Source organism: Paenibacillus sp. BGI2013 (genome assembly GCF_002843485.1).
Lineage (GTDB): Bacteria > Bacillota > Bacilli > Paenibacillales > Paenibacillaceae > Paenibacillus > Paenibacillus amylolyticus.
Map to the genome: position 1 here is coordinate 438,833 of NZ_PJFA01000002.1, position 13,651 is coordinate 452,483.

At 47.2% G+C, this 13,651-nt stretch carries 14 protein-coding genes; 6 read left to right on the forward strand and 8 right to left on the reverse strand.

Translation table 11 applies throughout. The features are described from left to right. Positions 1-2: 2 nt before the first annotated feature. Together CXK86_RS05795 and CXK86_RS05800 are read right to left on the reverse strand one after the other, a co-directional pair. Entirely contained in the window at positions 3-869 is an 867-nt protein-coding gene (locus CXK86_RS05795) for a carbohydrate ABC transporter permease (protein ID WP_036613110.1), read from the reverse strand. 128 nt (positions 870-997) lie between these two features. Further along, positions 998-2,272, reverse strand: coding sequence for an ABC transporter substrate-binding protein (locus tag CXK86_RS05800; protein WP_076251784.1), 1,275 nt, complete (start codon positions 2,270-2,272; stop codon positions 998-1,000). Between the two features lie 323 nt (positions 2,273-2,595). Between CXK86_RS05800 and CXK86_RS05805 the strand changes: the two genes are divergently transcribed. The 5 genes from CXK86_RS05805 (at position 2,596) to CXK86_RS05825 (ending at position 8,775) form a co-directional block, all read left to right on the forward strand. Then, positions 2,596-3,363, forward strand: coding sequence for a GTP cyclohydrolase II (locus tag CXK86_RS05805; protein ID WP_036667921.1), 768 nt, complete (start codon positions 2,596-2,598; stop codon positions 3,361-3,363). Positions 3,364-3,555: 192 nt separating this feature from the next. Beyond that, positions 3,556-4,125, forward strand: coding sequence for a glycerol-3-phosphate responsive antiterminator (locus CXK86_RS05810; protein WP_076251782.1), 570 nt, complete (start codon positions 3,556-3,558; stop codon positions 4,123-4,125). Positions 4,126-4,153: 28 nt separating this feature from the next. Further along, entirely contained in the window at positions 4,154-5,641 is a 1,488-nt protein-coding gene (gene glpK / locus CXK86_RS05815; RefSeq protein WP_076251780.1) for a glycerol kinase GlpK, read from the forward strand. Between the two features lie 402 nt (positions 5,642-6,043). After that, the gene (locus tag CXK86_RS05820; protein ID WP_076251778.1) at positions 6,044-7,702 is read left to right on the forward strand and encodes a glycerol-3-phosphate dehydrogenase/oxidase; all 1,659 of its coding nucleotides are present in this window, start codon (positions 6,044-6,046) and stop codon (positions 7,700-7,702) included. A gap of 68 nt (positions 7,703-7,770) precedes the next feature. Further along, on the forward strand, positions 7,771-8,775 hold the full coding sequence (locus CXK86_RS05825) for a Gfo/Idh/MocA family protein (protein WP_076251776.1): 1,005 nt from the start codon (positions 7,771-7,773) through the stop codon (positions 8,773-8,775). Between the two features lie 104 nt (positions 8,776-8,879). On the opposite strand, the gene CXK86_RS05830 is transcribed toward CXK86_RS05825, so the two are convergent. Further along, entirely contained in the window at positions 8,880-9,179 is a 300-nt protein-coding gene (locus tag CXK86_RS05830; RefSeq protein ID WP_026081419.1) for a winged helix-turn-helix transcriptional regulator, read from the reverse strand. A gap of 423 nt (positions 9,180-9,602) precedes the next feature. Here CXK86_RS05830 and CXK86_RS05835 point away from each other — a divergent pair, with 423 nt between their 5' ends. Next, positions 9,603-9,983, forward strand: a complete 381-nt coding sequence (locus CXK86_RS05835; protein ID WP_051447288.1) for a DoxX family protein — start codon at positions 9,603-9,605, stop codon at positions 9,981-9,983. Between the two features lie 124 nt (positions 9,984-10,107). On the opposite strand, the gene CXK86_RS05840 is transcribed toward CXK86_RS05835, so the two are convergent. From CXK86_RS05840 to CXK86_RS05860, 5 genes are all read right to left on the reverse strand, one after another. After that, entirely contained in the window at positions 10,108-10,947 is an 840-nt protein-coding gene (locus CXK86_RS05840) for a DNA alkylation repair protein (protein ID WP_257467778.1), read from the reverse strand. A 77-nt stretch (positions 10,948-11,024) separates the two neighbouring features. After that, a complete protein-coding gene (locus tag CXK86_RS05845) occupies positions 11,025-11,720 on the reverse strand; it encodes a Crp/Fnr family transcriptional regulator (protein WP_101313514.1) in 696 nt (231 codons plus the stop codon). Between the two features lie 127 nt (positions 11,721-11,847). Further along, a complete protein-coding gene (locus tag CXK86_RS05850) occupies positions 11,848-12,366 on the reverse strand; it encodes an AbrB/MazE/SpoVT family DNA-binding domain-containing protein (RefSeq protein ID WP_036612972.1) in 519 nt (172 codons plus the stop codon). A 105-nt stretch (positions 12,367-12,471) separates the two neighbouring features. Further along, on the reverse strand, positions 12,472-13,152 hold the full coding sequence (locus tag CXK86_RS05855; RefSeq protein WP_076251772.1) for a CidB/LrgB family autolysis modulator: 681 nt from the start codon (positions 13,150-13,152) through the stop codon (positions 12,472-12,474). Further along, positions 13,149-13,520: a CidA/LrgA family protein gene (locus CXK86_RS05860; RefSeq protein ID WP_017691758.1), complete on the reverse strand. Its 372-nt coding sequence runs from the start codon at positions 13,518-13,520 to the stop codon at positions 13,149-13,151. The genes CXK86_RS05855 and CXK86_RS05860 overlap by 4 nt, the downstream gene beginning before the upstream one ends. Positions 13,521-13,651: the final 131 nt, after the last annotated feature.

Sequence of the window (13,651 nt, forward strand, 5' to 3'; positions counted from 1 at the left end):
CATCAGGATGATTTGCCTTGAACAAGCTTCCAGTTCACAATCGAGAACAGGGCGATAATGAGGAACATGCCCCAACCAACGGCAGCGCCATATCCGAAGTAATTGTTAATGAAGGATTCACGGTAGAGGTACAGTACAATCGTCATGCCTGCTGCACCTGCGCCACCGTCATTGCCTACCAATACTTGTGGCTCGGTGAACAGCTGCATACCGCCAATCGTTGATGTAATGACCGTAAACAGGATCACAGGACGCAGCATCGGAATTGTAATTCGGAAAAAGGACTGTATCGCTGAGGCGCCATCAATCTTGGCTGCTTCGTATAACGTCTGCGGAATACTCTGAAGCCCGGCCAGATAGATGACGGCGTTATATCCGGTCCAGCGCCAGACCACCATGGAGGAGATTGCGACTTTAATGCCCCATGGTGCATTAAGCCACTCCACAACCGGTAGCCCGACCGACTGCAACAGATAATTGAGAAAGCCATAATTGTTGGCAAATAAAGCACCGAAGATAATGGCTACCGCCACGATGGATGTGACGTTTGGCAGAAAATAACCGACCCGAAACAGGGTACGGAACTTCACAAATGGTGCATGCAGCAAAAAGGCAATAATCAGGGCGAAGAAGAGCATCGGAATCGTCGAATAGATCCAGATCATAAACGTGTTGCCCACGGCTTGCCAGAACTCGGCATCGGTCAGCATGTATTTGAAATTGTTGAGTCCGTTAAACGTCATGACACCGATGCCATCCCATTTATGAAAAGCCAGATAGAGTGAGAATCCGATTGGGAACAGCCCAAATACCGCAAACAGAATATAAAACGGCGATATCGCAACATAGAGTGCACGATGCTCCCACATTCTCGCCCATAGTGACTTCTGCCGATCCAGATCAGGTCTTGCATTTCCGGGATCGGGAGTAAGACGAGGTTCAGTTACAGCCATATGAATTCCTCCTTTGCGGATAACGAAACCACACGTTGTTCAGGTTAACGCTGCAATTCCCGCTCGACGCGGTGTACTGTATCTGTCCAGACCTGCTGTGGATCGGCATTTTGCTTCGCGACATCATTCAGCCGTCGGGTGATAATGTTGTGTACGGATGGGTATCTTTCGCCAAAGAAAGCATCCGGCACATCCTGTGCCGATTCGGCAAATACAGGCCCTGTCGCCTGTCCACCGAAGAAAGGTTCTTTTTCTTTCATGGCAGGGTCATCAAATACACCTGGTGCAGAAGGGAACAGGTTCAGTGTCTGATATTGCTCCAGCTGATTTTCGGGACTTTGCAGCCAGCGAACCAGTTCGAAGGCTTCCTGAGGATGTTCACTCGACTTCAGGATGGACAGGAATGATCCCCCGTTGTTGCCATCTCCCCCTGGTGCCCGAGCAACCCGCCATTTCCCGGATGTATCCGGAGCAGCCTCCTGAAGCACTTGTTTCATCCAGACGGCACCTACGAAAGAGGCGATTTCACCATTATTCATTGCGGCGTTCCAGCTTGGAGTCCAGCCATCTGCATTGGCTAGCAGTCCCTTCTCTTTGAAAGCAACGGCCGTATCCCAGCTTTTGCCCACAATAGGGGAATCCATGCCGATAAAGGACCCGTCCTGCCGGAAATAACGCTCCGCAGACTGCGATATGACTTGATTGTAAACGGTTGCAATATTGTCGGTTAGAAAAACCTTGCCTCCGAATTTTTCCTTGAGCTGTTCTCCGGCAGCGGCATATGCATCCCAACTGTTAATCTGGCGTGTAACGTCATCGGGATCAGATGGCAACCCGGCCTCCTTGAACAGATCTTCTCGGTAGAAGAGTGCTGTTGGCCCCGTATCCATCGGGAAACCAATCATCTGTCCACTTGGCGTAACGCCTTGCTTCCATTTCCACGGCAGATATTGGTCTTCAATATCTCCTGCACCGAGATCATACAGATTATAGAAACGGTCCTCACTGGGGAATAGCTCCATGATCCAGTCGTTCAATGCTACAATATCTGGTTCACCTGAGCGTGCAGCGAGTGTTGTTTTGAGTTTTGCTTTGAAATCACCGCCGATTTTCTGAGCTGTCAGTTCGATATTGGGGAACTTTTCCTTAGCCCTGGCAATCAACTTATCATCGATGGAACGATTCCAGTACCATAATGTAAGCGCTACCTTTTTGTTGTTCGCTGAATCGTCCTGTCCGGGCCAGATGGAGCATCCGCTTATGAGCAGGACGCAGACCATCAGTATGGCTGTCCAGCATGTTCTTTTCCGGCGGATCATGTGTATTACCCCCTCATCATTAAGTTCGAGGCATGAAGTGCTTTGGACTACAACATTAGTGTATGAGCAGTTTATAAACTCATACCCAATATTCCTAAAATGAAACACATATTTGTGTCGATTGCGTAACATAAATTGGGTAGTTACTTTAAAAATAAAAGTTACTTGACACATTATAATTTTTATTCTAAACTAACTTACATAAAGTAACTAATGATGATGAGAATAATATAGATACGTACTATATAACATCCAAGTGATCCAATTTCACGCTGGATGCGAATCAATCAACAGACAAGTTGGCCTAAACAGGAGGAACGACAATGATCAATTCACATATTATTCAACTGCTTGCCCCCAAAATCCAGACTTTTCCGAGTGGAAAAGAGTTCATATACCTGGTGGGACCCATCAAGCTTCCGGTTAACCTCGATGGGGAGACCAAGACATTCCAGTGGTACAGCTGGATGAAATCGGACAAAGCGATGGAGAGCGGCGAGTTAATCGAATCTCTTGCTGAGGCTGAACTGGCAGAGCGTCAACAATCCAGTGTTCTGGTGTATGGTGACTTTGCCGAAGCACAGGATGCGCTCATTCGCATGCACAGTATCTGTCATACAGGCGACATCTTTGGCAGCAAACGCTGTGATTGCGGCTTCCAATTGGAGCAATCCATGAAAATGATCGCCGCTCACGGAGCAGGCGCACTATTCTATCTTGCGAACCATGAGGGACGTGGCATTGGTCTGTTCAGCAAAGCGATGGCGTACATTTTGCAAGAAGAAGGTCTGGATACGGTAGATGCAAACTTGCAACTCGGATTCACAGACGATGCCCGCAATTATGACGATGCGATTGCCGTATTGCGTGCGCTTCGCTCCGCACCGGTTACATTGATCACCAACAATCCACGGAAGCTGGCTGCTTTGCAGGAAGCGGGATTGAATGTGGGCGGACGTGTGCCACTATGGGGAGATCGCTCTGCTTTCAACGAGAAATATCTGCAAACGAAAGTGAACCGTTCCGGTCATTTGGCAGAAAGTGATGGTTGGGCTGGGGCAGAGACGCTACTTCCGCATGCGCAGGGTTAATCATTATTTATAGACGTATACGAATAGATGGCTAGCCGTTGATGTACTCTCTGTTATGGAGAAGTACAACAGCGGCTTTTTGCTATAGATGATAGGGTAGCGATCAGGTTTTCCTGATTCACGGAATGGCTTGCCGTTCCCGCAGTGCGGATTATACAATATAGGCATCTGATGAATGCGGGAGGAACCAAGGTGCCATTTGAGGGACAACGTATATTGCCGGCTGCAAAGAGCATGAAGCAGTTTGAAGCGATGATTGAAGGCCCTTATACCTATGGGGTGATGCTGGAAACGCATATTGCACAGCTTCAGAGTGTAATGGACGAGGCTCGGCGGTACGACAAAAAGATACTTTTGCATGCAGATCTGGTCCAAGGATTGAAGAATGATGAGTATGCGGCAGAGTATCTGTGTCAGCACATTCGCCCGGCAGGACTGATCTCTACGCGAGCGAGTGTCATTCAGAAGGCAAAGCAGAAAGGCATTACAGCGATTCAACGTATTTTTCTGCTCGATACCCATGCACTGGAGAAAAGTTATCTGCTGCTGGCCAAAACCCAACCGGATTATATTGAAGTATTACCTGGCGTCATTCCGCATATTATTGCGGAAGTATATGTGCGTACAGGGATACCCATTATTGCAGGGGGATTGATCCGTTCACCGGAAGAGGTTGAACTTGCGCTTGGTGTAGGCGCTACGGCAGTGACCACATCCAACGCAGATCTGATCCGACACTTCGGGAAATCGCTTACACCTTAAAAAGAACCCACAACAGGAGGTTGGCTGTATGGAAAAATATATATTGGCTCTGGATCAGGGAACAACAAGCTCCCGAGCTATTCTATTTAACCGTGGCGGGGAGATTGTGCACATTGCACAGCAGGAATTCCCTCAATATTTCCCCAAACCGGGCTGGGTAGAGCAGAATGCCAACGAAATCTGGAGTTCCATTCTTGCCGTGATGGCTTCATGTCTGGCAGAGAGCGGAATTAAACCTGTTCAGATTGCCGGAATTGGAATTACGAATCAACGTGAGACCGTTGTGGTATGGGACAAAGAAACAGGCAGACCCATCTATAATGCAGTGGTATGGCAATCCAGACAGACCGCAGATATCTGTGAAGAATTGAAGACGCAGGGTCTCGGGGACCTTTTCCGCCGTAAAACAGGATTACTGATCGATCCCTACTTCTCGGGAACAAAGGTGAAGTGGATTCTGGATCATGTCCCTGGTGCCCGGGAGCGGGCAGAGAAGGGTGAACTGCTGTTTGGCACGATTGATAGCTGGCTGATCTGGAAACTGAGCGGGGGTACACATGTCACGGATATATCCAATGCCTCACGTACTCTGATCTATAACATCTATGATCTGCAATGGGATGACGAATTGTTGGATATCCTCGACATTCCCAAGGCTATGCTACCAGAAGTGCGAGGTTCATCCGAGGTGTATGCACACACAACAGACTATCATTTCTTCGGTCATCGGATTCCGATCGCGGGAGCGGCAGGAGATCAACAGGCAGCGATGTTTGGTCAGGGCTGTTACACCAAGGGTAGTATGAAAAATACATATGGTACCGGTTGTTTCATGCTTATGAACACGGGAGAGAACCCGGTACAATCCAATCACGGACTGATTACAACGATTGCCTGGGGGATGAATGGCAAGGTTGAATATGCGCTCGAAGGCAGCATTTTTGTTGCAGGTTCAGCGGTTCAGTGGCTGCGTGATGGATTAAGAATGCTTCGCTCTTCAAAAGATAGCGAGGATTACGCCTTACGTGTGCCTTCGACAGACGGCGTTTATATGGTACCTGCATTTGTGGGACTGGGCAGTCCGTATTGGGATAGTGAGGTGAAGGGTGCAGTGTTTGGCCTGACCCGAGGCACGACAAAGGAACACTTTATCCGTGCTACGCTTGAGGCATTGGCGTATCAGACCAAAGATGTACTGGAGGCAATGGAATCCGACTCGGGTATTCCCGTGCATGCTCTGCGTGTGGATGGAGGAGCGGCGGCCAATGATTTCCTCATGCAGTTCCAGAGTGATATTCTGGGCATTCCTGTCGAACGCCCAACGGTGAATGAAACGACTGCATTGGGTGCGGCTTATCTGGCAGGATTGGCAGTAGGATATTGGACGAGTGCGGATGAATTGACGGATCATGAAAATACGGAGCGTGTCTTCCAGCCTGTTATGGCTGAGCAACAACGAACAGAACTGTATACAGGCTGGAAGCGTGCAGTGAATGCAGCAATGGCTTTTAAATAAAAGAAATGAAATGAATATTTCTTGGTGTGGGTATTTGTACTTTTTAACTAAACATATGTTATAAATGATATTTACTGGTGGAAAATGATGCATGATTTACAGGGTTATTCTTCCTGGAGAAGGCAAAAAATATACCCACTATAAGGAAAAAAACAAGGTTAGTGGATTAATTTGAAATTCCATCCTTTGGCAGAACAACTTTTTGAATTTTTTTTGAATAATGTGTCATTTCAGGACTTCACGCCGTCAAAAATCTGTGATAGGATAAAGGCACAAGTTAAAAAATGATGTCTGGAGATCGGGAGGGACCACGTGCCGCTCAGCAATTGCTGAGCGAATGACGTGGTCCTTTTTTTGTTTTTTTTTACGGAAAAATTGAGGAAATCGATAGGAGGTTCAAGAATGACAGAAACGTTCTCGTCAGCACACCGGACCGAATATTTGCAAAGCATGGCGAATGCACATTTTGACGTATTAATTATTGGCGGCGGGATTACAGGCGCAGGGATTGCATTGGACGCGGCTTCCCGTGGATTGAAGACAGCGCTTGTAGAAATGCAGGATTTTGCATCAGGTACATCCAGTCGTTCGACCAAACTTGTCCATGGTGGATTACGTTATTTGAAGCAATATGAAGTGAAGATGGTTGCTGAGGTAGGACGGGAGCGGGCTGTAGTTTATGAGAATGGGCCACATGTCACAACACCGGAACCGATGTTGTTACCGATCTATACGGCGGGTACGTTCGGCCGCTTCAGCACATCCATTGGACTGATGGTGTATGACCGGCTCGCCGGGGTGAAGCGCAGTGAACGGCGCCAAATGTTGAATGCTGGAGCAGTGTCAGATAGTGAACCTTTATTACGCAAACAGGGGTTGTTGGGTGGTGGACTCTATGTGGAGTACCGGACTGATGATGCCAGGCTCACCATTGAAGTTATGAAAGAAGCTGTCAAACGTGGGGCAAAGGCAGTGAACTACGTCAAGGCGAAAGGGTTCCTGAAGGAGAATGGCAAGATTACAGGTATTGAAGCCGTGGATCAGATCGATGGGCAGATCTATACGCTAAAAGCAAGCAAGGTGATCAACGCTTCCGGTCCATGGGTGGACGGTCTGCGGGAATTGGACGGTTCGCGCCAGGGGAAAACGCTGCAGATGACCAAAGGTATTCATTTGGTCTTTGATGGTGAACGATTCCCATTAAGACAGGCCGTCTATTTTGATACACCAGATGGTCGAATGGTATTTGCTGTCCCACGTGATGGCAAAACCTATGTAGGCACAACCGACACTGTATATCAGGACGATCCTGCACACCCGCAAATTTCCGACGCGGATCGCGATTATGTGATTGATGCAGTTAATGGCATGTTTCCAGATGTACACATTGGTACCGAGGACGTGGAATCCGGATGGGCGGGTGTACGTCCACTAATTCATGAGGAAGGCAAGAATCCTTCCGAAATATCACGTAAAGATGAAGTCTGGGTATCCGAATCCAATCTGATTACGATTGCCGGGGGCAAGTTAACCGGATACCGTAAAATGGCCGAGATGGTTGTTGATCTGGTCGCACGCCAGATGGAGCAGGAGAGTGGACATTCCATAGGCCCTTGTGTAACGAAGAAGATGCCCATCTCCGGCGGTGATGTAGGGGGATCGGCTGGATTTGTATCGTATGCGGAGCGCAAGATCAAGGACGGTGTTGCTCTCGGGCTTGCCCGACCTGCTGCGGAGCGGCTGGTTCGCACGTATGGTTCCAATGTGGAGGCACTGTATGAGCGAATGCCCGATCCACGCACCAAGTCCGATCTTCATGGCATGCCACAGGAGTTATTGCTTATGCTACATTACGCGATTGATGAAGAGATGGCTGCAACTCCATCTGACTTTTTGGTACGAAGAACAGGTGATTTATTCTTCCGTATTGATGAAGTTCGTCGCTATAAAGCAGCAGTTATCTCGTATATGGCAGGTCGTTTGGACTGGTCAGAAGAGGAAGTGGTTAAACATACACAGGAACTGGATCAGCTGTTGCTGGAAGCATCCGGCAAAATCTGAGGCAGGATTTCAAGATCGAGAGTCGAATGGAACATGTAAGCGTGTAACATAGAGAGGGGATTACATCCATGACATTACAGATCGGAATCATTGGAACAGGCTGGTTCAGTAAGGTACACGCGGATATTCTCGCACGGATGGAAGGTGTTCGTGTTGCGAGTGTCTGTGGAACATCGCTCGAAAAGGCAGAGGCTATGGCCTCCGTTTATGATGCTGTTGGTTACGGGGAACTTGAACATATGCTGGATGGTGAGAAGCTGGATGCGGTGTATATCTGTGTGCCTCCCATGTCTCATGGATCGATTGAGTCCGAATTAATCCGCCGCGGTATTCCATTCCTGGTGGAGAAACCGCTGAGTACTGGAATGGACGTTCCACGTCAGGTGTTGGATCAGGTGCAAAAGAGTGGATTGTTAACCTCTGTAGGATACCATTTCCGTTATCAGGAGGCTGCGCAGGTTCTGCAGCAAGCGATGAAAGAACAGACGGTCGGCATGGCTCTTGGCCGCTGGATGGGCGGAATGCCAGGGGTCGCCTGGTGGCGGCGTCAGGACGGTTCAGGAGGGCAATTCGTAGAGCAGACTACACATATTGTAGACTTGCTTCGGTATTGTGCAGGAGAAGTTACGGAGGTATATGCTGTAGCAGCTCAGCGAAGCATGCATGAGAAGCATGAGCATGTGACCGTAGCCGATGTGGCAAATGTGACGCTTAAGCTGGAAAGTGGAGCGATTGCCAGTATCGCCAATACATGTCTGTTGCCAGACGGAGAGGGCGGCGCAGGGCTCCAGTTCTACACGGATGCAGGTGTGTGGGATTGGACGCCAGAACGTTTGCTTCTGCCAAGTGCCGCAACACATGCGATGGCAGGTCTGGAGATTCCGGCAGGACATAATCCATACGAGCGTGAGAATGAAGCGTTCATTCACGCCCTGCGTACGGGAGACCGTTCACGAATTCTGTCCGATTATGCGGATGCCTGCCGTACACAGGAGATTACGACGGCGGCCTTGGCATCGGCAGATTCCGGCCTGCCTGTACAGCTTCAGCCTTCAAAACATCTCTCTCATTAAAAGGTTGAAGGTAATATAAATACGCCTGAATCAGGGAATGATCCGCAGATCAGCCTGATTCAGGCGTATTTGTGTTGAGTAGAGATTATTAAGTAGCAATTCAACTACTCGGATTTCTGCTGTTTCAACCAGTCGGATGACCAACTGTAGATCTGATCAATGACAGGTTCAATGGCTCTGCCTTTCGGTGTCAATTCATACTCTACACGGGGAGGTATCTCGGGAAACATGTGTCGGGTTACGATACCTTCCGTCTCCATTTCCTTCAATCTCTCCGATAAAAGTCGTCCACTGATCGCCATCTCTGCTTCAAGCTCCGTAAACCGCTTGGGTCCGGACAACAGTTGGTACATGATTAACAGTACCCACTTCTTGCCTATGATGTCTATGGCTTGAGTGATCATACAGGGACTTGGTGATTTTACTTTTTTCAGCTTCAACGTGTTCACCTCGATTCATAATGATTTTCTTCAAAGTTGTATATGAAAGGACATGATTTCTGCCGCTTTAAGAATATAGGACATCCAAGTAAATGAGGGTTACTACAAAATATACTGTAACATACCTTTTGTATGTATTATACATCATACAGTGAAAAATTACTTGAAGAAATTATATTATTATTATATACTAACTTCACAAAAGTAAGTTGGTGATAAATAATACGTATAATATGAACGCGTACTATTCTGAAAATTGAACTGGGCTGAACGGTTGAAAACAGAGTGACCTTTGGGAACTTTTACATAGATTCTTTTTTTACAATGTGCAGCAAAAATAATCATTACATAGTAGGAACATATAATTTGTTACAGGAGGATCTACATATGAACAAGATTTTGGGTTACGTTTTTCTGGTTGTGTTAGCAGGTGTTTTCGTCATGACGGGGTTTAACAAGATTAGTGGGGCAGATATGATGATTCAGACCTTCGAAAGTTTCTCTTATCCTACATGGACGATGTATCTGCTGGGCGCTGCGGAGTTGCTTAGTGCTGTAGGACTGCTGATTCCACGGACTCGCATCCTGGCTTCTGGCATACTGACCTTCATTCTGATTGGGGCCGTGGGAAGTCATCTGATCTATGCACAATACGCTGCTGTTCCGTTCCCGGCTGTGTTGTTGGTAGCTAACATCATTGTCCTGGTTGTGGGTATGCGCAGATTGGAAGCGGAAGAAGAAGGCCAGATGGACGCGATTCAGGCGTAAGTTAAAGATAAGAGGGAACGTTATTGGGCTATTTACCGAGGAAAAGGTATTCCTGTCAAAAGGAATGTAAACGCGGATGCTATACAGAAGATGACCACTGCCAGAGAGCGGTGGTCATCTTTTTTTATGTAAGACTTCGCGTGGCACGTGTAACGATTCGCTGTGTATGTTGGGTATCCGACTGCTGAGTCCAAGTGGCACAGACCTGTCGCACCCACTCTGGATTGGTCTTGCTGGCGTCGTTCAGCCAGTTACTTACCGAATCCTGCACATACTTATGGGCATCGGATTTCACCGCGTCAAGCAAGGGAAGGGCTATGGCCGGATTTTCTTTTAACTCCTGAATATGCTTGGCCCAGACGCCACGAGGTCTGATTGATTCTATGGCAAAGCGACGGATCAGTGGATCAGGGTCAACGCTCCATGGGATTAACTGCTGCAAGGCTAAGGATAATTCGGCAGAGATGGACTCCCGTACAGCCATCCAGGCGATTTCTCTTACACCAAAGTGATGATCTGCTGCAAAGGGCCGAATATGCTCCAACTTTTCAGTCAGGTTCAGACCGGAATCCAGCCCAATGATATAAGCCGCCCAGCAGCGAACACTGTCTGCACGATGCTCTGCAATGGAACAAAAGAGATTCGTTTTTTCATTGACTGATGGACGTTTCAACAGATCAAGCCATTGCATGGCTATGGCCGGGATGATTTTCATGATCCGCTGCTCATCCATCTGTGTTAACTGCTCTGTAATTGCTCTGGTTTCGGCATCCATTCCCCATTCATGGGTAACCTTCTGAAAAAGAGAAACATGATCTACAGCCAGCCATTCGGTCAGATTGACCGATTCGATATGTCCTGCTTGTAGCCAATTGCGGATATGCTCAGGAATTTCCGTTGCTTTACGGGCACCTTTGCGAAGAAAAATGTCTTCAGGGATAAATAGATCTGGTTTAGCATCCAACGGTATACTCCTCCTTGGTTGTATAACATCATGAGTTATACAGTACAACTTGCTGGAGAACAGGGATGTAAGGCATCTTACAAGTTGGCCGTGATTTTCCCAAGGGTAGCGATTTCGTCACGATGAAGGGAGACTGATTTGAATCCGGTACGAATACGTCCAGATTTTGCCAAGTCTTGCATGACAATCGTAACCGATTCCCGTGTGGCTCCTGCCATCCAGGCAATCTCCTGATGGGTAAGCCCGAGTTGAATCCGGCAGTACTCATCTTCTTCGATGCATCCCATCTGTTCAGCCAGCCGGAAGAGATTATGTATCACCTTTTCATGCAGGTTTCCGAGTGCGAGCGTCTGTGTCAACTCGCTCATTCGTTTGATCCGCTCGCTTAGTACGTTCATCAGTCTCATCATAAATTCTGGATGTTCAATCAGAAACTGTTCAAAACGTTGTTTGTTCATCAGGCAAATATCACACTCCTCCATCGTTTCGATATAAACGGCGCGTGTTCCGAGTGAGATTCCGTTCATTTCTCCAAACACGTTACCTTCCGTCAAAATATCGAGAGTGAACTGCTTGCCCTCCGGATTTAATGTATATAAACGGACCTTTCCCCGTTTTACAAAATAGAAACCTTCTGTAAACGTATCGGGTGTCTGGATCTGTCTGTTTTTAGGTATGGTCGTAATAGAAGTCATCCCATCCATTTCAATCAGGTCTGCCTCGGATAAGGAGGACATGAGGTCGAATTGTGATAAATACAGAATTTTATCCATAGAACTCCTTTCCATTACAATATGAATATAAAAAAAAGAAGAACCCACGAAAAACAACGGGTTCTCTTGCAGCGGGACTTCCTGATCGGAAGGTCTTCTGACTATAAATGATCAAATGCCATTTTGATTATAGTAACTTTTTTAATTGAGAGACGCGTCCTTGGCTGATGCCAAGCTTTTCCGCAATTTGCTGTTGAGCCAAACCGGGATTCTGTTCAACAATTTCTTTCATCTGTTGCAGCATACGTGCCGTCTTTGGCCGCAGGTCCGGGTATTCTTGGTTGTCAGCTGTGGTCCCTTCTTCCCTAGCGGGAGATGAGACTGGGGCGGATTTGGAAGCAGGACGCTCCACGGGTGCAGGAGCCTGTTTGTTCTGAGGTACGAACCAGTTGGGAGAGTCATCCGGGTGTTTTAATTGAATTGCACAAGTCCGGCAGATGAATTGTTCTTTGAAATACATTTCCGTATCTACATCACCGCAAAAAATACATAATGTTGATTTGTACTTTCTTAAAATCAACTCTTTTCCTTCAATGAAAAACTCAAGCGGATCGCCGATATGGATTTCCATCGTATCCCGCATTTCTTTGGGAAGGACAATTCGTCCAAGACGGTCCAGAGATCTCTTCATTCCGGTTCTTTTCATCGCATCTCCCCCGCAATATTCACAATTAAAAACCTGTCCTTATTGTAAGGAAGAAAGGGCTTTAATACAACAATAATATTTCAAAAAAGTGGATAATTCCATCCATTATGGGAAAATAAGTTTAGAAAGCACGGGTGCAACCGCTAAAGTGAACAATGCAGCGAGCACCATGGAGATGCTGGAGATGGTACCGGTCAGGGAACTCAGTTCAAACGCCTTGGATGTCCCTGTGCCATGGGCACCGGTTCCAAACAGTGTGCCTCGTGCAATCTCCCCATCGATGCGCAGCATTTTGACGATGGAAGGGCCCATAATTACTCCGAGCAGACCAGTCATAATAACAAAAACAGCTGTCACTGCGGGTATGCCACCGATAGTGGCGGATACGTTCATGGCAATTGGGGTGGTGATCGATCTTGGGATCAGACTATGAATGAGACCGGAATCCAGGCGCAACCATTTGGCGAGCAGGGCAGAAGAAAGTACGGCAACGACCGAACCGGTCATGACACTGAAGACAATCTCGGAAATATGTTTTTTGAGTACATGGAAAAAGGTATAGAGCGGTACGGCAAAAGCCACCGTGGCCGGTTGAAGAAGCAGACTCAGCCATTTGCCACCACTGCTATACGTGGCATAATCCGTTCCGGTTGCAAGCAATATGCCAACAACAAGAAGCGGTGTAATGAGCAACGGAGACAGATATACTTTAGGCAGATTGCGATACATTCGTTTGGTAACCCAATAGATACCGACGGTTAACAACAGGCAGAGGAATCCAATCATCCGGTGTGACGCTCCTTTCGTTTGGCAATTCGTGTAGCCACCAGGCCTGTGCAGGACATGACCAGGAATGTACTAAGTAGTACGATGAATAAAATTTGCAATCCGTCATGCTCCAGCATGGGCATATAGTTCATAATGCCAACGGCTGACGGGATAAAAAATAACAATAGTTCACCGAGCAGCCAGGCAGCTCCAACTTCAATCCAGCGCAACTTCACGACACGAGTCTGAAGCAGAATGAATAACACAACCATACCGAGTATTGAACCTGGTACAGGAAGATGGAGAGTACGGGCCAGCAGGTCCATGAGCAGTGAAAAAACCATTAAGAGCGCAACTTGTGCAATACCAAGGCCCCATTTTTTCACTTCAATCCCTCCTTGTATAATCAACGTAATCGTTTAAGTTATTATGAAAATGAAAATGATTCATTTGATATCACAAATTTTACATGGCTTCCTTTCATGAGTAAAATGCATATTAAGAATGTTTACTATTC